We start from the raw sequence: 23,892 nt of genomic DNA, 5'->3' as shown, positions 1-23,892 counted from the left end.
GACTCGATATCTTTATCGACGCATTTGTGTTTTTATTTTAAGTTGAAATAAATTGATTACGGTATTGAAGCGGAGTAACTTTCATATTAGCAACAAAAAATTTGGAGAAGTAAGAAGGCGATGAAAAGCCCACTTCATAACTAATGTCCGTTATATTTAATGAACTTTTCCTTAACAAGGAACAAGCTTTTTGTAAACGAAGCTGTTGTATATAGTTACTGGGACTGATTGCCTTATGTCTTTGAAAGAGTTTAAAGAGATAGGTTCGATCGATTTTGTGTTCTTCAGCAATTTGCTGGATAGAAATATTTTGGGTGTAATGTTCGTCAATATAGTACAGAATATTTCGAAAAACTTGTTCACTTTGACTTACAATTTGATTGGTTGAGAAGCTTTCTAACAGGTAATCTAATAGGGCATAGGATTTACTCATACTTGAAAATTGATTGCCTTTTTTAAAAGAATCGTAGATCTCTTCAAACAGAATATTTATCTTTGTATCAAAAGAGCCTTTAATTACGCAATGCTGCGTATTGAGATTAATTTGATCTAATAAAGACGCTACCTTACTTCCAGAAAAGCCAATCCAGCGGTAACTCCAAGGATTCTCTTTTTTGGGAAAATACATATTTTTTGAATTCGCTGGAATCATAAATAAGTCTCCAGCAGTAATGTGCTCCTCACTGATTTGAGGAGTAGAAAAATACCCTTCACCGGCGACACAATAATGCAATACCCAGTAATCGATTGGCGCATACTCGGAAGGTTTTGTCGGACGACAACGCTCATAGCCCACTTCATACAAATGAAATTCTTGGCTACTTTTTGCTTCATTTACTAAGATACTCACATCGTTTTTCATTTGGATATCCATAAGGTCACCTCTTTTTGACTATAAGTAAAAAGGGATAGAAAGTCAACATTAGTACAATAAAATGGAAACATCAGTTGTTTTTATTTTATTGAAAGCGCTATATTATTTAAGCATAGCAATTGCATAAAAACTAACACTTGAAAGGAAGTATCTTATGGATAAATCGAGAGAACGTTTAGGTTCTGTAGCGCTCATGCTAATGACCTTTTCAGCTGTATTTGCCTTTCCCAGTATTGTCAATAACAGTATCCAGATTGGTTTAGCGACAATACCAGGTTATTTGTTCGGAACTATTTTTTACTTTTTACCATTTATTTTAATGATTGCTGAATTTGCTTCAGCCAATTCTAAAAAAGAATCGGGGGTGCATAGTTGGCTCGAATCTGTTTTAGGACCTAAATGGGCTTTTCTAGGCGCCTGGTCATATTTTTTCGTTAACTTATTTTTCTTTTGTTCATTATTACCTAATACCTTAATTTATGGCTCTTATGCTTTTTTAGGTAGAAATGTTTTTGAAGGAAACAATAGTACAATTATCATTGCAATTATTTCGATTGTTTTGTTCTGGATAATGACTTGGGTCTGTATCAAAGGGGTTGCTTGGATCTCTAAAGTGACTAGTTTTGCTGGTAGTGCTCGTTTATTTATGGGTGTTGCCTTTGTGGTACTGGCATTTATCGTTGTCTTCGGATTTGGTCATGAACCAGCACAAGATTTTAACTTTTCATCGATTGCACCTAAGTTTAACTGGACCTTCTTCATGACGATGGCTTGGATCTTACAAGCTGTTGGCGGAGGAGAAAGTATTGGCGTATATATCAAAGACGTAAAGGGTGGTAATAAAACCTTTGTTAAAACAATGATTGGCGCAACAATTATTGTCGGCGTGATGTATATTTTGGGCGCAGTGGCAGTTGGTTTTGTTGTACCAGCTGATGTATTGACTGGTAATTTTTCTAACGGAATTTTTGATATATTCAAGATTTTAGGTAATTTTTTCCATATTCCTAGTGGTGTGATGGTTCGCTTAGTCGGCGTAATTTTATTTATTGGTAGCCTGGGTTCACTGGCATTGTGGACAGCAGCACCGGTAAAAGTGTTCTTCTCTGAGATTCCTGAAGGCGTTTTCGGTAAATGGTTAGTTAAAACAAATGAAGAAGGGAATCCGACAAATGCTTTGTTGGTCCAAGGAGTGATCGTAACGATTTTATTAGTTATTCCTGCCTTGGGAATCGGAAATATGGATAGCTTTTTAGAAACATTGATTAATATGACCGCTTCAACATCATTGTTACCAGTCCTATTCTTATTGATTGCATATATTGGATTACGTTGGAAAAAAGACGATATGGAGCGAAGTTTCAGGTTTGGTAACCGAACTGTTGGTTTAACTGCTGGAATTTTATTATTGGCAATCTTTGTCTTTGTCTTCTTCATGTCCACTGTGCCAGATCCACAATTAATTATCGCTGAATTGAATGGTACTTTGGCAAAAGGGACAGCGAGTCCGATTGGCATGTTGGTTTATAATGTCGCCGGATTAGTTATTTTCATGGGCTTTGCGTGGCTTTGTTGGGCACGATATGAACGAAAAAATAAAAAAATTATGCAAGATAAGGTGGCTGTAAAATGAAAGTTTGGGAAAATTATCAAGTAGATAGCGTCAACCGTTTAGCACCGAGAGCTCATTTTTTGAGTTTTCCATCAATTGAAAAAGCTAATTTAGGCGACAATAAGTACACTCACGCCTTTAAGAATCTAAATGGACAATGGAAGTTCATGTTTTTGGCTGCTCCAGAATACAGTCCACTAGATTTTTATCAGAAAGATTTTGATACACAACAGATGGACGATATTACCGTACCAGGAAACTGGCAAGTTCAAGGATATGGGAAGATGCATTATTCAGATTTATGGTATAACTTTCCAATTAATCCACCTTATGTACCAACTGAAAATCCGACAGGTATTTATAAAAGAACTTTTGAAGTAGATGAAAGTTTTAGAAATCAAAAAATCATTTTACGTTTTTGTGGGGTTGACTCAGCTTACCACGTTTGGGTGAATGGACAGGAAGTTGGCTACAGTAAAGGTGCCCGCAATGAAGCGGAATTTGATATTACTGACTTAGTAGATTTTGATAGTAGCAATGATTTAACAGTCCGTGTTTACCAGTGGTCTGATGGGACTTATTTAGAAGATCAAGATATGTGGTGGCTCAGTGGAATTTTCCGTGATGTTGAATTGATTGCTGTTCCTCAGACTGGGATTGAAGATTTCACAATCGTGGCTGATTTGACGGATGATTATGAAACAGGATTACTAGATGCAAAAATTCGTTTAAGAGAAAACAACGGTCAAAAAGTTTCACTTCAGTTATTAGATGCTGCTGGAAATATTGTTTTCCAAGAACAGCAAACAGCTGAAGCAACCGATATTCATTTTACGAAACAATTGCCACAGGTTCGTCACTGGACAGCTGAAACACCGTACCTTTATCAAATAATGATCACTGTGGAGAAAGATGGACAATTAATAGAAGCAATTCCACAAAAGGTTGGTTTTAGAAATATTCGTGTAACTGGAGAAACATTCTTGGTCAATGGTGTAGCCATTAAGTTTAAAGGTGTCAATCGTCATGATTATAATCCTAGAAATGGTCGAGTAGTAACCAAAGAAGAAATCGAGAAAGATATTGTATTGATGAAACAATTCAATATTAATGCAGTTCGAACAAGTCATTATCCAGCATCTTATTACCTATATGAGCTATGCGATGAATATGGCATGTATGTCATTGATGAAACGGATTTAGAGTGCCATGGCTTTGAATTAACTAACCGCTATGATTGGATTAGCGATGATCCTAAGTGGGAGACAGCTTATGTTACTCGGATGGTACGCATGATTGAACGTGATAAAAATCATCCTTCAATTATTTTCTGGTCACTGGGAAATGAATCTTCCTTTGGTCATAATTTTAGAAAAATGGCTGAGGTAGCCAAACAAATGGATCCAACTCGTTTGGTTCATTATGAAGGAGACTTTGAAGCCGAAGTTACCGATGTTTATTCTACGATGTATACATGGTTAGAGCATCCGACAAGAGAATTATTGATGAAAAATATCATAGAAGATTCGAAAAAACCTCATATTTTATGTGAGTATGCTCATGCAATGGGGAATGGACCAGGTAATTTTAAAGAATATCAAGATTTATTTTATGCTCATGATAAGTTGCAAGGGGGATTTGTTTGGGAATGGTTTGACCACGGCATTGAATCCTATGATGAAAATAATGAAAAGTATTACCGTTATGGCGGGGATTTTGGTGATGATCCTAGTAATAAAGACTTTTGTATCGATGGCATGCTGATGCCTGATCGGACACCTTCTCCAAGTTTATATGAGTTTAAAAAAGTGATTGAACCAGTAGAAACTACTGAAAAAGATTTAGCAAAAGGAGAATTCACTTTATTAAGTCGTTTTGATTTTGCTAATTTAGACCAATTTAAAGTGGTTTACAATTTAATGGAAGATGAAACAATTTTAGTGAGTGGTGAGCAGAATTTACCAAGTATTCCAGCCAGAAATCAAGGAACATTGAGTTTAGATTATGCTTATCCTAAACATCCTAAAGCAGGTGCACATTATTTCTTAAACTTATCCTATCAGTTGAAGGAAAATACTGAGTATGCGAACGCTGGTCATGAATTAGCGACGGCACAATTTATTTTGCCACTACAAGTTCCTGGTATGACAGTCGTACCTACAGGAAAAATGCAAATTTCAGAAAGTTTAGCTGAGTTGCAGATTACTGGTGCTAATTTCAAAGTTGTTTTCGATACAGTACGCGGCACTATGACGGAACTAGAAAGAGATCATCAAACAATTATTTCTAAAGGACCAATTTTTACTTTTTGGCGGGCGCCGATTAGTAATGATATGGAAATTATTGATGAGATGAAAAAAGTTCAGTTCTTACATTTAGAGCATGATAATGTTAGAAGCTTTAACTATCAAGATCACCAAGACTTTATTCAAGTGGAAGTAGAAGTCATTCATGGTACTACCAACAGTTCTTGGCATTATCAATGCTGCTACCAGTACAAAATTTTCCCAAGTGGCGATATCTTATTTAATTTAAAAGCTACTCCTGGTGGCAAAGTTGATATGGCACCGGATATGTTGCCGCGTTTAGGGGTAACAATGCATCTAGATAAAAATTTAAATCAAGTCAGATATTTGGGACAAGGACCGTTAGAAAATTATGCCGACTCTCGTGAAGCAGCCCAACTAGGAATCTATCAAAGTACAGTGGACAATATGTTTACAAATTATGTCGTACCACAAGCAAATGGGAATCATATGGAGACTGAATGGGTATCTCTAACAAATGATCGCGGACAAGGATTGTTGGCTTCAACCAATCAAAGTTTTAATTTCAGCACTTCTTATTATGATGAAGCTACTTTAGATGTAGCTAAGCATACGAATGAATTGCAAAAGAGCGATCACGTCGTGCTGAACATTGATTACAAGCAAAATGCTTTAGGTAGTTATGCTTGTGGACAGTGGCAATTAGAGAAATATCGGACGAAATTTGAAGCCTTTGAATTATCTTTCCGATTAACCGCTTTTAACAATAAAGAAGTCACTGATTTGAATTTAGCAAAAGAGAACATTCAAGTTAGTACTAAAGACTAATTATTATAGCTAAGTCATAAGTTATCATAACTGTGACTTAGCTTAATTTTTGTTTATCGGAAGCTAAGGAATCTTGCAAAAGCAAATCAAAACAAGTATCATTGTACAAGTTGCAAATATGGCAATATTACATAGATAAAAAAGAAAGTAGGCACGACTTATGACTGAACCAGCGATTAAATATCGTCTGATAAAGAAAGAAAAACATACTGGTGCTCGTCTGGGAGAAATTATTACACCTCACGGTACTTTTCCGACACCGATGTTCATGCCAGTAGGAACTTTAGCTACGGTTAAAACGATGTCACCAGAAGAACTAAAAACGATGGGTGCAGGGATTATTTTAGCCAATACTTATCACTTATGGTTACGCCCAGGTGAAGACTTGGTGGAAGAAGCCGGTGGATTACATAAATTCATGAATTGGGATCAACCAATTTTAACTGATTCCGGTGGCTTCCAAGTTTTCTCATTGGCTGATATGCGTAATATTGAAGAAGAAGGTGTGCACTTTAAAAATCACATCAATGGTTCAAAAATGTTCTTATCACCAGAAAAAGCTATCAATATCCAAAATAAATTAGGTCCCGATATTATGATGAGTTTTGATGAATGTCCACCTTATGATGAATCCTATGATTATGTTCAAAAATCGGTGGCACGGACTTCTCGCTGGGCAGAACGCGGCTTAAAAGCTCACGCCAATCCAGATCGCCAAGGACTGTTTGGGATTATTCAAGGGGCTGGTTTTGAAGATTTACGTAAACAAAGTGCCAAGGATTTAGTCAGCTTAGATTTCCCTGGTTATTCTATCGGAGGATTATCGGTAGGTGAACCAAAAGCTGAGATGAATCGGGTATTAGAATTCACGACACCTTTGATTCCAGAAAACAAACCACGCTATCTAATGGGTGTAGGCGCTGCAGATTCACTAATCGATGGCGTCATTCGCGGCGTCGACATGTTCGATTGTGTCTTACCAACGCGAATCGCTCGTAACGGGACAGTCATGACTTCGCAAGGTCGTTTAGTAGTGAAAAATGCGAAATTTGCTCGTGATTTCAGACCACTAGATGAAAAATGCGATTGCTACACTTGTAAAAATTATAGTCGGGCGTACATCCGCCATTTGATTCATAGTGATGAAACATTTGGTATTCGCTTAACTTCTTACCATAACCTGTACTTCTTAATTAACTTAATGAAAAATGTTCGTCAAGCAATTATGGACGATAATTTATTAGAATTTCGTCAAGCATTCTTTGAAGAATATGGTTTTAACAAAGAAAACGCAAAAAGTTTCTAATTTTACTAGAAAAGACTAGTTAAACCTTTTAATCTTTGTTAGAGTTGATATGGATACTTATAATGTGAGGAGAATTTTAATGGGTAATTTATCGATGATTATTTTATTAGTTGTGATGGTTGGGATGTTCTTTATGATGAACCGTTCTCAAAAGAAACAACAACAACAGCGTCAAAATCTTTTAGACTCTATGAAAGCTGGCGACAATGTCGTAACTATTGGCGGTTTGCACGGTGTGATTTCTGAAATCAACAATGCAGATAAAACAATCACTCTTGATTGTGAAGGCATCTTTTTAGTATTTGATCGCGCGTCAATTAAATCAGTTACACCTGCTGCAGGTGCAACAGTAGCACCGGTTGCCTCAGTTGAAGAAGAAGTGACTGTTGTGACACCAGAAGAAACACCAGCTGAGCCAGAAGTAAAAGACACAACTGAAGAAAAATAAAATTTCTAGCCAAACGTGAATGAATGAAGCGTTTGGCTATTTTTTTGTCCTTTTTGTGAATAAAGTTCTAATTAAAAATAACTCATATTTCCATGCTTTAAATGATTGCAAAGGAATATACCAATAATAAGACCTTTATATGAAGGAAAAAATATTTTTTATTTGGTGTGAAAAAAATCACAAAAAAACTATTTACAAATAAAAACCGTTGATGTATGATATGAATGTGAAATGATTAACAAATAATTTTTAGCAAATTTAGGAGGCTAATAATGGTTAAAACAGTAGAAAAGGAAAACACAAAGGAAATCAGTGTTGAAGAAATGATTGATGATTTAGCAGTCAAAGCCAACGTTGCATTAGACGCAATGGCAGACTTCACACAAGAACAAGTTGACCATATCGTACACGAAATGGCAATGGCAGCATTAGATAAACATATGCTTTTAGCAAAAATGGCAGTTGAAGAAACTGGTCGTGGTGTAGTCGAAGATAAAGCGATCAAAAATATGTATGCTTCAGAATATATCTGGAACAACATCAAACATGATAAAACTGTAGGTGTCATCGGCGAAGACAAACAAAAAGGTATCATCGAAGTTGCTGGACCAGTTGGTGTTATCTGTGGGGTTGTACCAACAACTAACCCAACATCAACAACTATTTTTAAAGCGATGATCGCTTTAAAAACAGCGAATTCAATCGTCTTCTCATTCCATCCATCAGCACAAAAATGTTCAATTGAAGCTGCACGTATCGTTCGTGACGCTGCGATTGCTGCTGGTGCTCCTGAAAACTGTATCCAATGGATTGAAACACCATCAATCGAAGCTACTCAAGGTTTGATGAATCATCCAGGCGTAGCCATCGTATTAGCAACTGGTGGACCAGGCATGGTTAAATCTGCTTACTCTACTGGTAAACCTGCTTTAGGTGTAGGTGCTGGTAACGCTCCTGCTTATATCGAAAAAACAGCTAAAATCAAACGTGCAGTTAATGACTTGTTTGTATCAAAAACATTTGATAACGGCATGATCTGTGCTTCTGAACAAGGAATCATTGTTGATAAAGAAATTTATGATGAAGTGAAACGCGAATTCGAAAAGCATCAAGCATACGTTGTAAAAAAAGCTGAATTGAAAAAATTAGAAGACGCTGTAATGAATGAAGGCAAATCTGCTGTTAACCCAGCAATCGTTGGTCATTCAGCAATGGATATTGCACAACGCGCGGGTATCAAAGTTCCTGAAGGGACTAAAATGATAATCGCAGAACTAGATGGCGTTGGCGCAGACTATCCATTATCTCGTGAAAAACTTTCTCCAGTCTTAGCAATGGCTAAAGCAAACAGTCAAGCAGAAGCATTAGATATGTGTCAAATAATGTTAGAACTAGGCGGACTAGGTCACACTGCTGTTATCCATACTGAAGATGAAGACTTGCAAGTGAAATTTGCTTTGCGTATGAAAGCTTGCCGTATCTTAGTAAACACACCATCTGCTGAAGGTGGTATTGGTGATATCTACAACGAAATGATCCCATCATTGACTCTTGGTTGTGGTTCATACGGTAAAAACTCTGTATCTAAGAACGTATCTGCTATTAACTTAATCAATGTTAAAACTATGGCGAAACGGAGAAATAATATGCAATGGTTTAAATTACCACCAAAAATCTTCTTTGAAAAAAATTCATTATTATATCTAACTAAGATGCAAAATGTTGAACGAGTTATGTTAGTTTGTGACCCAGGTATGGTTCAATTCGGTTATGCTGACATCGTTCGTGAAGTATTAGGCCGTCGTAAAAATGACGTGAAAGTTGAAGTATTCTCAGATGTTGAGCCTAACCCTTCAACTGATACTGTTTACAAAGGTTTAGAAGTATTCAATGAATTCCAACCTGATACTGTAATTGCATTAGGTGGTGGTTCTGCAATGGATGCGGCGAAAGGTATGTGGATGTTCTTCGAGAACCCAGACACTTCATTCTTCGGCGCGAAACAAAAATTCTTGGACATCCGCAAACGTACTTACAAAATTGCTGATCCTAAGAAAACACAATTCGTATGTATTCCAACTACTTCTGGTACTGGTTCTGAAGTTACACCATTTGCCGTTATTACAGATAGCGACACTCACGTGAAATACCCATTAGCAGATTACGCATTGACTCCAGATGTAGCGATTATTGACTCTCAATTTGTTATGACTGTGCCACCTTCAGTAACTGCTGATACTGGTATGGACGTATTAACTCACGCAATTGAGTCTTATGTATCTGTAATGGCTTCTGACTACACTCGTGGATTGAGTTTACAAGCAATCAAAATGGTATTTGAAAATCTTGAAAATTCAGTTGAAACTGCTGACCCAGATGCACGTGAAAAAATGCATAATGCATCAGCGATGGCAGGTATGGCCTTTGCCAATGCATTCTTAGGAATTTGTCACTCAATCGCCCATAAAATTGGTGGAGAATATGGTATTCCTCACGGACGTACAAATGCAATTCTATTGCCACACATCATCCGTTACAATGCCAAAGATCCTCAAAAACATGCGATGTTCCCTAAATATGACTACTTCCGTGCAGATGCTGACTACGCAGACATCGCTCGTTACCTAGGATTAAAAGGTAACACTGATGCAGAACTAGTTGAAGCTTTAGCAACAGCTGTTTACGATTTAGGTGTTAAAGTGGGCATCAACATGAACTTGAAAGCTCAAAACTTATCTCAAGCAACTTTAGATGCAACTGTTGATCGCATGGCAGAACTTGCTTACGAAGATCAATGTACAACTGCTAACCCTAAAGAACCATTAATCAGTGAGTTGAAAGAAATCATCATTACAGCTTACGATTACAAAGCTTAGTCACACTAAAAAATGTTATGGGAGTAACCATAAGCAATCTTTTGGCTACTATTAACCATAGTCTTCCTAATTGAACCTCCACTTTTTGTGGAGGTTCTTCTTTTTTTGTTCTGGAAACCATGCATTTCGCTGGTGGTTCTGGGGTCTCTGTAGCATCCAGTCATAAGTATTTTGTTCATGAAATGCCTGGTAATCGTATCGACTGCTAATTATTTGTGTCAGCAACACTTAACAGTGTTAGAGTAATCATTCTGCCCATTGAAGCGTTCTCAATCGTTCCAAGATTGAAAACTTTAGTTGTCACATTATCATCTAATAATGGTTCAATAACGTAAAAACTAAACCAAACGTATGTTAGTTTAACAAATAAGAATGTTGCAAGAGATTCTAGCAATCTCAACACATTTAATCACTTCTAAAACAGTTTTGTAAGAGGTGATACCAACACCTGAATTGTCTAAGCTAAAATATACTGAAGTCAAGGATTTTGACTTTATTCAGTCGCTTTTGTGTTGCACATAGAGTGCAAATTCAAGTGAAAATAAAAGAGCTAAACTCGCTATTCATAATTAATGAGAAAAAATCAAGCTTGTCATTATGGCATTTGATAAAAGATAAACTGTTATAGCAATTCTAAAAGTCTTATGCTCATGACAAAAAGACCCTAAATAATAGAGAACTGATATTTTTCTATCAGTGTCTGTTATTTAGGGTATCTTCTATATTTATATTCTTTTGTCTGTTTTTGAAGTTTGAAAGCTCACATTAACTATTTTGGAGTAAGCTTTATTTATTCTTCGACTTTATTTTTTTGAATAACCTTTGCTAGTACCAGACAAGCAATAATACAGCCAACAGCCATCACAATTGCATAGATGAACATCATGTTAAAACCTGTTTTACCGCTGTTATTGTCTAACCAACCACCAATCATCGTATACATAAAAACATCTGGTAAATAACCTAAGCAAGAAACGATTCCAGAAACGCGGCCAGTTTTTGAAACCGGGATACCTGCATCATCGATAATCGCAAAATATTGACTACGAATTAAATAGATAAAGAACATACCGGCAACGAAATTTCCTAAAATAATTGTTAACAGACCTTTATCTGCAGGTAAAATTAGGAAAAGTCCGTATGACAGAGCCGTCAAAGTAGCACCACCGACAATCACTTTAATTCGAGAGCCGATTTTGTCAGCTAAAAGTCCACCAATAATTCCGCCGAAAGCTTGAATCACATAACGAGTGCCACCTAATGTAGCACCACCAGCAACTGATAGTCCGTAAATATTGATAGCTAAAGTATTAATATAGCCAAAAATACCATATAAACTATAGCCAAAGAATACGATCATCACTAATAACCAAACACGAGGAATCGCCAGCTGTTTGAAGGTACCGATAATTACTTCAGAGAAAGACTCAGCATTTTCTTCCTTGTCAGTGTCTTCAATAATAAACCAATTTAAAATACCAATAATAATTACAACAATCGCACATGTCCGAATTGCCCAAGCTGTCCCTAAGATTTCATTTGCAAAACGACCATAGACTGCAGTCATTCCAAATACCAAAATAGCATTTAAAATTCCCCGTAAACCTTCTTGTAAACCAAATAATCGACCTTGTTCCGAAGAATCACCTAACATCCGAGTTGCTTTAATCATTGCAGACCAATAGGTAATAATAGTTGAAATTCCCATCAAAACAAAAATTAGTCTAGCTGTATTGAAAGAAGGGAAGGTTGAAAACCAAATACCTAACAAACCAGTTGCCAAAAATGAAATAGTTAACAATTTTCGTGCAGAAAACTTATCGGCCACAATCCCACCAATAAAATAAGAAACAGTCGCCATAGTGGCATAGCCAGAGGATAGCATTCCCATTTGAGCATTACTTAAATTCATCGCTTGCTGAATTGGTACATAGAACGTTTCACGAATATAAGGTAATTGGAAAATGATTCCGGCGCCAGCGGCTAAGAGTAATAGGGTCCCGTATTTTTTAACAGATGCTTTGTTCATTAAATAACCTCCATTTTATCTAATTGTCAAAAATAAGTCCATTGACACACTATTCTCTCTAGTAACGGTTTTAGTGTAAAGGCTTTCTTTAAGCTTGTCAATTACTTTTTATAATAAAAATCTCATGAAAAAATTATCAAATTGACGATTGTATGAATAAAAAATGGAAAATATGGAAAATGAAAAATCTTCTACGAAAATTAAGTAGAAGATTTTTTATTTTGATTTAGCTTCTGAATAATTTCTTCAATAACTAAAAAAAACACTGTTCGAGTTTTTTCGTGTGAATTTAAGGATTCAGACTGATGAGATTTTGTTAAATAGATCGTTTCGTGATTCTCTAAATTAATTTCAGTATTCAGTTCTTCTAGGATTAATAATACCTTAGCCTTTTTCTTTGCAGCTTCTTGGAACAAATAGTCAAATTGCGCAAATTTTCCAGCAACTGAAAATATTAAGAGTAATGTCTTATCACTTATTAAGCTAGGGATAAGCGATTCTTGTGTAGCTAAAATAATATTTTTATCGACAGTATAGTTTAATTTATATTCAAAATATTCCAAGGCAATATGAGTAGGACCATAGCCGAAAAGAATAATTTTATCATAGGTGTCGATAAGTTCAGCAATATATTCAGCATTGTCTTCTTCAAAGTTTTCCATAAAGTCTTGTATTCTAGTGAATTCGTTATTCATTTTTTTTTGCTTAACTAGTTCTTTTCCAGATAAGAAACGTGCATATTCTTTATAACCTGAGAAGCCTAGTTTTTTAACAAACTTAGATATTTTAGAAGGAGATACACCAGCAATTTCGGCAGCTTCCGTAATGGTTAAACTTGAGTGCTCCTTGCTAGCAGCCAGCAAATTTTGATGTATTTTTAGTTCTAAGCTATTTAATCTATCTATATGAACGTGCATATTAAAGCCTCCTAGATTTTATAAGTCAATGATACCATAGCAGAAAAAAAAAACCTATCTCCTGTGGAAAATTTTCCGTTTTTGATTAAAAAAATCAAATTTTATTGGAAAAATTAATCAAATTTTAATGTAAAGTAAAAAAAAACTCTGTATACTCTGAAACAAGAAAACGTTTTATAAATTTCAAAATGAATGGAGTTATTTCAATGAATTCAGACACTTTAGTTAAAGAGAGTATCATTAATGATGTTAAAAAACTTGTTCCAGCTGCCCAAGTTCTGACTGATTATGAAACTTTGTATGATGCTTCTTCGGATCGCTATCGTAAATACGCAAAAGCAAAAAGAGTTTTGGATAATCCAATACCTACTGCAGTAGTGCTACCTAATAATACTGAAGAAGTTAGAGAATTATTAATGTACGCAAATGATAATGATATTAATGTCATACCTAGAAGTGGGAAAACGGCGACTGAAGGGGGTCTTGAAAACTGGAAAGATTTGGCTCTAGTGATTGATGGCTCTAAGATGAATCAGATTTTAAAAATTGATTCTTATAACATGCAAGCAACCGTTCAAGCTGGGGTGAGATTGCAAGATCTTGAAGATGAACTAAGAAAAATTGGCTATACCACCGGACATTCACCACAATCAAAACCAATCGCTCAATACGGTGGACTTGTTTCTACTCGTTCAATCGGACAGTTTTCTACTTTATATGGTGGAATTGAAGATATGGTCGTTGGGTTAGAATGTGTCTTTCCTAATGGTCATGTTTCAAGAATTAAAAATGTTTCTCGTCGAGCAGGTGGCCCTGATATTCGTCATATTGTGATTGGGAATGAAGGAACATTATGTTATATCACTGAAGTCACTGTAAAAATCTTTAAATATTATCCTGAGAACAATAAATTCTTTGGCTATTTAGTAGATGATGTTGAGACTGGAATTAAAGTCTTGCGTGAAGTCATGACTAATGGCTATCGTCCATCTGTAGCCAGAACGTATTCATCTGAAGATGCGAGACAACATTTCTATCATTTTTACGAAGAAAAATGCGTCTTGATTTTCATGGCTGAAGGACCAAAAGGCATTGTTGAGGCAACAGGCGTAGGAATTGAAGAAGCGGTTGAGAAATTCAATGAAGGAGTTTATAAACAAGTCGATAGCCAGCTAATCGAAAATTGGTTTAATCAATTAAATTGGACAGAACAAACCATTGATGATGAAGTGCAAGGTATGATCGACAATGACAAACATGATGGTTTCACAACAGAAATTTCTGCCGATTGGGAGACAATTCCTCAAATCTATAATAATGTAATTGATCGGATTCGTAATGAATTTCCGCGGGCTCAAGATTTAACTATGCTAGGAGGACATTCATCCCATAGTTACATTAATGGAACCAATATGTACTTTGTTTACAATTATAATATCAACTGTGAACCAGAGGATGAAATGAAACTTTACCATCACCCTATTCAAGCCATTATTGTTGAAGAAACTTTAAAACTTAATGGTTCTATGTGTCACCACCATGGTATTGGCAAGTATCGCAATGAATGGACAAAAGAGGAACATCAATCAGCATATTATATGTTAGAAAGCTTGAAAGAAATCTTTGATCCAAAAGGAATTATGAACTTTGGGAATATTTATCCAGTGCAAGAGGGATATAAATATCAAAAATAGTCTCATTTATTTAAAGTTAGGATGCGTGAAAAATGAAAATCATTTGTTTAGTCAAATTTGTACCTGATGCTGAAAAATTCGAATATGATGAAATAAATGACCGAATTAATCGAGAAACATCTTGCTTAGTTTTAAATCCTGATGATAAAAATGCTTTAGCTTGGGCCCTTCAAGCAAAGAAAACTGATAAGAATGTGAATGTTGAAGTAGTGTCGATGGGACCTAAAAAAATTGAAAAAGAGTTAAAAGATTTTGTCCGCTTAGGGGCAAACAAAGCCACACTCATTTGTGACAAAGCATACGCTGGGAGTGATTCTCTAGCTACCAGCCGTGTTTTGGCTAAGTATCTTAGTGAACAAAATTATGATTTGCTTTTGACTGGAACCCATACTTTAGATGGTGGGACTGGCCACATCGGTCCCCAAGTCGCTGAATTATTGGCAATTGATCAATTCTCTAATGTTAAAAAAATTGACTGCTTTGATGGCTATACAATTGTAGAAGCATTACAAGACAATCAAATACTCCAGTTAAAAATACCGTTTCCTTGCTTAATTAGTATCATCAGTCAAATCAACGTACGCTTGGGTTTCGTTAGATATGAAAACATCGATAAAAACGTCGATGAACAATTCTCTCTAGTAACAAACGAAACCTTAGTGTTAGATGAACATTTGATTGGGAGAAAAGGTTCACCTACAAAAGTAAGAAAAAATATTTTTATAAAACCTGAAAAAAAAGATCATCAAACTATGCAGGTAGATGATGAAGGAATCGAAACTGTAGTAGCTTTTTTACAAGAGAAAGGATATCTATAATGTTTAAAGCATTAGTACTATTAGATGAAGAACAATTAAACTATTCTCTTGATTTGGTGGAAGTCGCGAGTCAACTAGCTGGTGAAGAAGAAGTTGCGCTTTATGGTCTAGGAATAAATTTATCAAATAAAGAGCTTAAAGGATTGGATTATTTGCTGACAATCGAGACACAAGAATCCCTAAAAGATAGTCGGATTGTTGCAGGATTGATCCAACAGGTTCAGACGACATATCAATTTGATACGATTATTATCTTAGCAACTGATTTTGGCCGGATGGTTGCGCCGAGATTGGCTATGAAACTAGAAGCTGGGTTAGTTGCTGATATTACTGCAATTGAGGTTGATGAAAAAGGCAGAAAACTAATTCGTCCAGCCTTTGCAGGAAATATGTTAGCAAGTATTGTTTGTGACTCGACACCAATTATGGCAAGTGTTCATCCAAATGTTTTTCATCCAGAGCTATTGACTAAAGAACCGAAAGTGATCACGTTTTGTCCAGATGGAATGAAAGCGTCCACAATTGAAATAATTAAAATTGAAAATCAACCAGAACTAAAAGATATTCGTGAAGCAAAAGTTCTGGTTTCTGCGGGAGCAGGTTATGAAACGGAAATAGAGAATTTAGTACCCCTGGCTAAACAATTAGCTGGCTTGGTTTCTGTTTCAAAAGAAGTAGTTGAACGAGGTAAAGCACCACGAGAAATTCAAGTTGGTCAATCCGGTAAAACTGTTAGTCCTGATTTGTACATTTCCTTAGGGATTTATGGATCGATGCAGCATGTTGAAGGATTGAAGAAGGTAAAACACTTAATTTCAGTAAATACAGACAAAGGTGCACCGATGAATTATTTAGCAGATTTAACGGTTATTGGTGACGCGGCAACTTTTGTTGAAAAATTAACTATGCGTTTAAAAAAATAAAAATAAAGAAGGTATAAACATGGAAATTAAAGACTTCAAAATGGATTTATTTAATATTAAGGGCAAAAACGCAATTGTAACTGGTGGGAATACAGGACTAGGTCAAGCATTCTCTTTAGCTCTAGCTGAGGCTGGCGCAAATATTTTTATGGCTTCAATTATGCCTGATGATGAAGCGTTTAACAAAACATTGGAAGAACGTGGCGCGAAAACTTTCTATATGTATGCTGATATTACTCAAGATGGTGTAGCGAAAGAAATTATTGAAAAATGTGTTGCTGAATTAGGTTCAGTTGATATTTTAGTAAACTGTGCTGGTATTTGTCCGGTAGATGATGTTTTAAGTTATGGCAGAGATAAATGGGATCCAACCATCGCGATTAATTTAACGGCGGCCTTTGATTTAAGTCATGAAGCGGCGAAATTTATGATTCCACAAAAGAGCGGAAAAATCATCAATATTTGTTCATTGTTCTCGTTCTTAGGTGGTCAGTGGGCACCAGCATATGCGGCCTCTAAACACGGAATAGCTGGCTTAACTAAAGCATATTGTGATGAGTTAGCGCAATATAACATTCAAGTAAATGGCATCGCGCCAGGTTATTTCAAAACACCAGTTGCAAAAGCTTCTATTGAAGATCCTGAAAGAAATAAATGGATTGTTGATCATACTGCTGAAGGCCGTTGGGGAGATGTGGCAGACTTAATGGGTGCGACAGTCTTTCTAGCATCAGAAGCCTCTCATTTTGTAAATGGTCACATCTTAACTGTTGATGGTGGTTTTTTAGTCCGCTAATTGAAGGAGAACTTTGATGGGAAAAAAATATATTGTAGGTATTGATGGTGGGAGCCAAAGTACAAAAATTGTTGTTTTTGACTTAGAAGGAAATATCATTGCTGAAGGGAGAGAAAATCTACGACCAATGCACTTGGATGATGGCGGTGTCGTTGAACATCCTGGTGATGATTTGTGGGATTCCCTTTGTATTGCGGCAAAAAAAGCCATGGGGCAATTTGGTATTCGGAAAAATGATATTATTGGGATTGGCTTAGGTTCGATTCGTTGTTGTCGGGTACTTTTGAAAAAAGATGGCTCATTAGCACAACCGGTGATTAGTTGGATGGATAAGCGAACAGCTACTCCTTATACTAGAGATAATCCAGAAGTTCAGTATGTAACATCTACAAATGGTTATTTAACCCACCGCTTAACCGGTGAATTTAAGGATAATATTGGTAATCACTTTGGTCAGTGGCCAGTGGATTACGAAACCTGGGATTGGTCAACTGACGAAAAAGTCTTAGAACAATTCAATTTATCCCGAGATATGTTATTTGATGTTGTTAAACCAGGCGATATTTTAGGTCACATTACTGAAGAAGCCAGTCAAAAAACGGGGTTTCCCGTAGGACTTCCGTTAGTAGCGACTACTAGTGATAAAGCAGTGGAAGGTTTAGGGGCTGGTTTAATCCATGATTACTCAGCTTTTGTTTCTTTAGGAACTTATATTAGTAGCATGGTCACCGGAAAAGATATGCCAAAAGATTCCACAAATTATTGGGGCATTATGTCTTCAATCCCAGAGAAATACGCCTATGAAGGTTACGGCATCAGACGTGGTATGTGGACAGTTTCTTGGTTTAAAGATTTATTAGGTGAAAAAATTAGTATTCGAGGAAATTATCAAGATATTTCTGAAGAAGAATATTTGAATGAACAAGCACAAAATGTCCCTGCTGGTAGTGATGGCTTAATGACTGTATTGGATTGGCTAGCTAATCCTTGGGAACCTTATAAACGGGGGATGATGATTGGTTTTAATGCCCATCATGATTATCGCTACATGTATCGTTCAATTTTAGAAGGCATTACTTATACAATGAAAAATAATGTGACTAATATGACCAATGAACTTGGTAAGGAAATTAAAGAAGTCATCGTAACTGGTGGCGGTTCAAATAGTGATTTGTTAATGCAAATCTTCGCTGATGTTTTCAATCTGCCAGTAAAAAGAAATGTTGTTAATGGAAGTGCCAGTGTTGGAGCAGCCATTAATACCGCAGTTGGCCTAGGTGTCTATAAATCATATGAAGAAGCCGTTGATAAGATGGTAAAGGTGAAAGATGTATTTACTCCTAAAGCTGATAATGTTGCGATCTATCGCCGGCTAAATGAAGAAGTGTATCAACAAATAGCTACGCATATTGATCCAGTTTTAATGAAGTCTTACGAAATTTTACACCCAGAGAATTAGCAAAAAAAGCCGTTGAAATACACGGCTTTTTAGAGTTTTAACTAAAGTGAGGGAAGACAGATGATTGAATTTACTGAGATAACAAAAAATTATGGCCCTTCAGCAGTTGCCGTCGAGAGACTAAATTTAAAGATTGAAGACCACCAATTTATCTGCGTGATCGGGACAAGTGGCAGTGGTAAAACGACATTATTACGGATGATTAACCGTATGATTGAACCTTCAAGTGGTGATATTGAAATAAATGGCCAATCAATTAACGATCTCGATGGTGATACATTAAGAAGAAAAATAGGTTATGTTATTCAAAATATTGGTCTATTTCCCCACATGACAATTAAAGAAAATATCATGATTGTGCCTAAGCTGTTGAAATGGTCAGAAGAAAAAAAATCCGGTATCGCTGAAAGATTAATTAAGAAGGTGGAACTCCCTCAAGATTATCTGGATCGTAAACCAGCAAATTTATCTGGTGGTCAACAACAAAGAATTGGCGTAATTCGTGCACTAGCGGCAGATCAAGATATTATTTTAATGGACGAACCTTTTGGCGCATTGGATCCAATTACCCGTGACGCTTTGCAGGAAATGATTAAACGCCTACAGCAAGAAATGGGAAAAACAATTGTTTTTGTCACCCATGATATGGATGAAGCGATTAAATTAGCTGACAAAATTATTATTATGGATCATGGCAAGGTCATTCAATATGATACCGCTGATGAAATTTTACGTAATCCTGCCAACGATTTCGTGGAAGAATTGATTGGAAAACGTAAGAAGAACAAACATATCGACAATCAAATTTTTGTTCAAGATTTAATGGGAACTGAGATTGCTAGTATCTCCTTAAGTAAGACGTTAGTTGAGGCGGTTAATCTGATGACTGAAAAAAAAGTGGACTCACTTTTAGTTGTTGATGAAAGTAATCGTTTAAAAGGTTTTATTGATATTAATGATGTCGATTGTGGATTAGATGACTCAGTCAATATTTATGAAATTATGCAGACAGAAACTGCCAGTGTAAATCAGAAGGAAAAAGTGGTTGATGTCATCGATCCATTATTAAATATGGAATTAAAATACTTGCCAGTTGTGAATGATGACAATCACTTAGTGGGAATTATCACACGTTCGTCGTTGGTTTCATTGATTTACAAAGAGTTGAAGTAGGTGAATAATATGATTAATTTTTGGAATCAATATGGTGCGGAAATTCTTTTTAAACTTTGGGAGCATCTGTATATTTCTTTTGCGGCAATTTTTTTAGGGATTGTTGTGGCTGTTCCATTAGGAGCTGGATTAACGAGACTAAAAAAAGGCTCAAACACGATTATTAATATTGTTGGATTTTTTCAAACGATTCCTTCGATGGCGTTGCTGTCGATTATGTTACCGATTTTTGGGATTGGGAAAGTACCAGCAATTATTGCCCTTTTTCTATACTCACTATTGCCTATTTTAAGAAATACATATGTCGGGATTCAATCAGTTGATGCTATTTATTTAGATGCGGCAAAAGGGATGGGGATGTCAAAATGGCAGCAACTTTTTCAAATAGAATTTCCATTAGCAGCTAGTGTCATCATTTCAGGTATCAAGGTTTCTGCTGTTTATGTTATTTCTTGGACAACCTTGGCAGCTTACATCGGGGCTGGTGGCTTAGGAGATTTTATATTTAATGGCCTTACCTTATATCGCATTGATTTGATTATGATGGGAACTATCCCAATTACTTTGTTGGCCTTATTAACAGATGCTGTACTTAGGTTTATTGAGTCACGAGTTACTGTGGGACGGGGTGAGTAGATGAGAAAGAAAATAATTGTTTTAACCATATTTTTTTGTACCTTTCTTGTTTTTGTGGGCTCAACTTTTTCTAAGAAAAATGACACGATTACGGTTTCTGGCGGAGTTACTTCAGAATCACAGATTTTAGGAAATATCGTGGTGCAACTATTAGAACACTACACGGATAAGAAAATTGTTTTTTTCAATAACCTAGGCTCCGCAAATATGATGCAAGCAGCCATGGAGCGAGGAGATTTAGATATTGCTTCTCCACGTTATACTGGAACCGATTTAGTGGGGACTTTAAAACTCGCGCCAGAAAAAGAGCCTGATAAAGCTTTAAAAATCGTTCAAGAAGAGTTTCAAAAACGTTATAATTTTGATTGGTTTCCTAGTTACGGCTTCTCCAATCAATTCACCTTTATGGTGACAAAAGAAACTGCCGAAAAGTATCATTTGAAAAATGTCAGTGATCTAAAACAATATGCAGCTGAATTAACTTTAGGAACCGACCAAACTTGGTATAAACGAGAGGGAGACGGCTATCAAGCCTTTACTGAAGAGTATGGCATGAAATTTCAGCGGGTCTTTCCGATGCAAGTAGGTTTATTGTACGATGCACTGGTAGCAAATGAATTAAATGTCATCCTGGGTTATTCTACCGATGGACGTGTAGGTAGTTATGAATTGGTGATGCTAGAAGATGATCGCCAATTTTTCCCACCCTATACTTGTAGTTTAGTGGCTAGCGATAAAATTTTAAAAGAAAATCCTGGATTAAAGGAAATTTTGAAGAAGTTAGATGGAACCATTGATACAGAAATGATGCAGAAAATGAATGATGCTTCAGATACTGAATTATTAGAACCAGCCTTAATTGCACGTCAGTTTCTAGAAAAAAATAATTATTTTGAGGAGGATAGCAGATGATTGATGGATTAATAAATTATCTCAGTGACAACTCTTCTTATATCATTAGTCAATTATTTACTCACTTATATATTTCGATTGTTAGTGTTGTTCTAACATTCTTAATTGGGTTTCCGATTGGTATTTTTCTTTCAGATAATAAAAAAATCGCGGGTATTGTTATAGGAATCATTAATGTTATTCAAACAATTCCCTCAATCGGTATGTTGACTATCTTGTTAATTCTATTAGGATTGGGCAAAAATACAGTAATTGCCACCGTAATCCTGTACTCCCTCCTACCAATTGTCAGCAATACTTATGTTGGTCTAAATAATGTGGACCCGACGTATGTTGATAGCGCCAAGGGAGTAGGTATGAGCCGCTTCCAAATTTTACTGATGGTAAAGATTCCGTTAGCCTTACCAGTTATTTTGGCCGGTGTCAGAAATGCTTTAGTGATTGCTGTCGGTATCACTACAATTGGTTCATTTGTCGGAGCTGGTGGCTTGGGAGATATTATTTTAAGAGGGATAAATATTACCGAAGGCGGACCGATAATCCTAGTAGGCGCTATATTATGCGCATTTGTTGCTTTATTTTTGGATCGTCTATTTGCTTGGATCATCAAGTAAAAAGCTGAACTTCTTGAAAACCATAAAATGAACCTCAAATCAAAGACATTTAATGAAAAACCATGTAGAAATATGAAAAGATATGTTTGATGCATCAGAAGTAATAACATGACGCTAAACCTGTACTGAGATAAAGAGTGCAGTTTTTTTCGGATTAGCTTGCAAAATAGTTAGGATTAAGCGCAGCATATGGTTGATTTTGTCTATCGATTGTTGGTGATTTTCATCATTTGGTAGTCTACATAAATTAACAGGTTTATAAGCAATCTGCTAAAACTCTACCAGGTGTTAGTATTCATTAGATAGTATACCGTAAGTACTGATAAAAATTCTTGGCTGATTTCAGAAGGTTGAATAGTAGAAGGTACTAGCTTTTACGGAAAATAAATGAATCAAGCAGGTTTTGAAGTAGAAAAACTTTGAGACCTGCTTTTTTATGTTTGAAATCTTAAGAAATCCACCCGTTTTTGGTGGGTTAGATCGTTGAAGGACACCAGCTGCTGAAAAAGTCTATCTGCTTAGTTAGTTTCTTTGTGCTATTGGAATTATTAGTCTTAAAATTAAAGAAATAATCAATTTCAAATTATTTTTTAGTGGATAAAAATAATGTTTTTTGGAATTGTGCTTATTTGAAGGAGTGAAAAAATGAAAACGGAACAAAAATTTAAGCGGATAAAATGGAATAAGCAACTGATTAGCATAATGGCAGGGATATTATTAGTAGTACAACTCGGCTTAGGCAGCTTGCCAGTCTTGGCAGAAACTCATCAGGAAAGCACAGATGAGACCCAAGTGCTGGAAAATTCGTTACTGGCAGCTGATGAAATTTTGGAAGAAGCCAACTGTGTCGAAAAAAACCGCTGAAGTAAAAGAAGTTGTACCAACTGTCGCAGCTCAGGTAGATAGTTTCGGTACCAAGAAGAAAATATTTTTACATGGGACACTTTAGGACCAGTAGCAACAATAACTGGGCTTTTATCAGGTGCTGTACTTGAAGAAAAAGATATCAGGATTCCGGCAGAATATGATAGTAAACCAGAGAAAATAAACTTGGCAGAAGTTTTTGGCGATCATCTAACTGCAAGTTCTAACTTATGGAAATTAAAAAGCTTCACGATTGAAAACTCTGCTGAGAAAACACCTGTTAAAATTTTAGATGATGATCTGACGGAGTTGTTTGGCCGGTATGACAATGGTGGTGGAAGTGGAAGACCAATTATTTAATCGATTGATTTTGGGAATGTAAATATTGAGAATGTGAAGAGTATGGCGAGACTTTTTTTTGGTTGTTCAAATTTGAAGATGATTAATTTGATCGGGGTAGACACTAAAAATGTCATAAATATGCGTGATATGTTTTACAATGTCAGCAGTTTAGAAAGTTTAAATCTTAGCAATTTCAACACAGCCAAAGTGATAAATATGTATTATATGTTTTCCGGAACCAGCAGCCTAGAAAGTCTAGATTTAAGTAATTTTAAAACAGGTAATGTGCTAGATATGTATTATATGTTTTCCGAAGTCAGCAGTCTAAAAAGTCTAGACCTTAGTAATTTCAAAACAGTCAAAGTGACAAATATGTCTGGTATGTTTAACGGAGTTAGCGCCCTTACCGAATTAAAACTTTCTAGCAATTTCAAATTTAAAGCTCACCTAACCTAAGGACACCAGACGGTACACAAAGATGGATCAATGATACTGAAATATTTG

Annotated in this window: 20 protein-coding genes and 1 pseudogene; 17 read left to right on the top strand and 4 right to left on the bottom strand. The window is 35.9% G+C overall.

Going from position 1 to position 23,892, the window contains the following annotated elements:
• Positions 1-37 precede the first annotated feature (37 nt).
• A complete protein-coding gene (locus tag KUA55_RS11440) occupies positions 38-874 on the bottom strand; it encodes an AraC family transcriptional regulator (RefSeq protein WP_218326438.1) in 837 nt (278 codons plus the stop codon).
• 154 nt (positions 875-1,028) lie between these two features.
• Between KUA55_RS11440 and KUA55_RS11435 the strand changes: the two genes are divergently transcribed.
• From KUA55_RS11435 to adhE, 5 genes are all read left to right on the top strand, one after another.
• Positions 1,029-2,507: an amino acid permease gene (locus KUA55_RS11435; RefSeq protein ID WP_218326437.1), complete on the top strand. Its 1,479-nt coding sequence runs from the start codon at positions 1,029-1,031 to the stop codon at positions 2,505-2,507.
• Positions 2,504-5,581, top strand: coding sequence for a beta-galactosidase subunit alpha (ebgA, locus tag KUA55_RS11430; protein WP_218326436.1), 3,078 nt, complete (start codon positions 2,504-2,506; stop codon positions 5,579-5,581). The genes KUA55_RS11435 and ebgA overlap by 4 nt, the downstream gene beginning before the upstream one ends.
• Before the next feature lie 160 nt (positions 5,582-5,741).
• Positions 5,742-6,887, top strand: coding sequence for a tRNA guanosine(34) transglycosylase Tgt (gene tgt, locus KUA55_RS11425; protein ID WP_218326434.1), 1,146 nt, complete (start codon positions 5,742-5,744; stop codon positions 6,885-6,887).
• A gap of 79 nt (positions 6,888-6,966) precedes the next feature.
• Complete coding sequence (gene yajC, locus KUA55_RS11420; RefSeq protein WP_218326432.1) at positions 6,967-7,335, top strand: preprotein translocase subunit YajC; 369 nt, start codon at positions 6,967-6,969, stop codon at positions 7,333-7,335.
• A gap of 272 nt (positions 7,336-7,607) precedes the next feature.
• Positions 7,608-10,211, top strand: coding sequence for a bifunctional acetaldehyde-CoA/alcohol dehydrogenase (gene adhE / locus KUA55_RS11415; protein WP_218326431.1), 2,604 nt, complete (start codon positions 7,608-7,610; stop codon positions 10,209-10,211).
• A gap of 217 nt (positions 10,212-10,428) precedes the next feature.
• On the opposite strand, the pseudogene KUA55_RS11410 reads toward adhE, so the two are convergent.
• From KUA55_RS11410 to KUA55_RS11400, 3 genes and pseudogenes are all read right to left on the bottom strand, one after another.
• Positions 10,429-10,542: pseudogene (locus KUA55_RS11410) on the bottom strand (recombinase family protein); the annotation flags it as partial.
• Between the two features lie 459 nt (positions 10,543-11,001).
• On the bottom strand, positions 11,002-12,240 hold the full coding sequence (locus KUA55_RS11405) for an MFS transporter (RefSeq protein WP_218326429.1): 1,239 nt from the start codon (positions 12,238-12,240) through the stop codon (positions 11,002-11,004).
• 200 nt (positions 12,241-12,440) lie between these two features.
• On the bottom strand, positions 12,441-13,157 hold the full coding sequence (locus tag KUA55_RS11400) for a MurR/RpiR family transcriptional regulator (RefSeq protein WP_218326427.1): 717 nt from the start codon (positions 13,155-13,157) through the stop codon (positions 12,441-12,443).
• Between the two features lie 206 nt (positions 13,158-13,363).
• On the opposite strand from KUA55_RS11400, the gene KUA55_RS11395 reads away from it, so the two are divergent.
• The 12 genes from KUA55_RS11395 (at position 13,364) to KUA55_RS11340 (ending at position 23,844) form a co-directional block, all read left to right on the top strand.
• Positions 13,364-14,851 carry an FAD-binding oxidoreductase gene (locus tag KUA55_RS11395; RefSeq protein WP_218326426.1) on the top strand — a complete coding sequence of 496 codons (1,488 nt, stop codon included), beginning with the start codon at positions 13,364-13,366 and terminating at the stop codon, positions 14,849-14,851.
• A gap of 32 nt (positions 14,852-14,883) precedes the next feature.
• On the top strand, positions 14,884-15,669 hold the full coding sequence (locus KUA55_RS11390; RefSeq protein ID WP_218326424.1) for an electron transfer flavoprotein subunit beta/FixA family protein: 786 nt from the start codon (positions 14,884-14,886) through the stop codon (positions 15,667-15,669).
• Positions 15,669-16,592: an electron transfer flavoprotein subunit alpha/FixB family protein gene (locus KUA55_RS11385; protein ID WP_218326422.1), complete on the top strand. Its 924-nt coding sequence runs from the start codon at positions 15,669-15,671 to the stop codon at positions 16,590-16,592. The genes KUA55_RS11390 and KUA55_RS11385 overlap by 1 nt, the downstream gene beginning before the upstream one ends.
• Before the next feature lie 19 nt (positions 16,593-16,611).
• Positions 16,612-17,388: an SDR family NAD(P)-dependent oxidoreductase gene (locus KUA55_RS11380; RefSeq protein ID WP_246601494.1), complete on the top strand. Its 777-nt coding sequence runs from the start codon at positions 16,612-16,614 to the stop codon at positions 17,386-17,388.
• Between the two features lie 16 nt (positions 17,389-17,404).
• Positions 17,405-18,847 carry an FGGY-family carbohydrate kinase gene (locus KUA55_RS11375; RefSeq protein WP_218326420.1) on the top strand — a complete coding sequence of 481 codons (1,443 nt, stop codon included), beginning with the start codon at positions 17,405-17,407 and terminating at the stop codon, positions 18,845-18,847.
• A gap of 60 nt (positions 18,848-18,907) precedes the next feature.
• Positions 18,908-20,020 (top strand): ABC transporter ATP-binding protein, encoded by a 1,113-nt coding sequence (locus tag KUA55_RS11370; RefSeq protein WP_218326419.1) that lies wholly within the window; start codon positions 18,908-18,910, stop codon positions 20,018-20,020.
• A 9-nt stretch (positions 20,021-20,029) separates the two neighbouring features.
• Positions 20,030-20,656, top strand: a complete 627-nt coding sequence (locus KUA55_RS11365; RefSeq protein WP_218326417.1) for an ABC transporter permease — start codon at positions 20,030-20,032, stop codon at positions 20,654-20,656.
• Positions 20,657-21,568 (top strand): osmoprotectant ABC transporter substrate-binding protein, encoded by a 912-nt coding sequence (locus tag KUA55_RS11360; RefSeq protein ID WP_218326415.1) that lies wholly within the window; start codon positions 20,657-20,659, stop codon positions 21,566-21,568.
• Positions 21,565-22,182: an ABC transporter permease gene (locus KUA55_RS11355; protein WP_218326414.1), complete on the top strand. Its 618-nt coding sequence runs from the start codon at positions 21,565-21,567 to the stop codon at positions 22,180-22,182. Before KUA55_RS11360 ends, KUA55_RS11355 begins: the two co-directional genes overlap by 4 nt.
• A gap of 645 nt (positions 22,183-22,827) precedes the next feature.
• The gene (locus KUA55_RS11350; protein ID WP_218326412.1) at positions 22,828-23,046 is read left to right on the top strand and encodes a hypothetical protein; all 219 of its coding nucleotides are present in this window, start codon (positions 22,828-22,830) and stop codon (positions 23,044-23,046) included.
• Between the two features lie 186 nt (positions 23,047-23,232).
• Complete coding sequence (locus tag KUA55_RS11345; RefSeq protein WP_218326410.1) at positions 23,233-23,406, top strand: hypothetical protein; 174 nt, start codon at positions 23,233-23,235, stop codon at positions 23,404-23,406.
• Between the two features lie 42 nt (positions 23,407-23,448).
• Positions 23,449-23,844 (top strand): BspA family leucine-rich repeat surface protein, encoded by a 396-nt coding sequence (locus KUA55_RS11340; protein ID WP_218326408.1) that lies wholly within the window; start codon positions 23,449-23,451, stop codon positions 23,842-23,844.
• Positions 23,845-23,892: the final 48 nt, after the last annotated feature.

The sequence above is a fragment of the Enterococcus alishanensis genome, assembly GCF_019218635.1.
In the GTDB taxonomy this organism is placed as follows: Bacteria; Bacillota; Bacilli; order Lactobacillales; family Enterococcaceae; genus Enterococcus_A; species Enterococcus_A alishanensis.
This window is presented reverse-complemented; position numbering and strand designations above follow the sequence as displayed.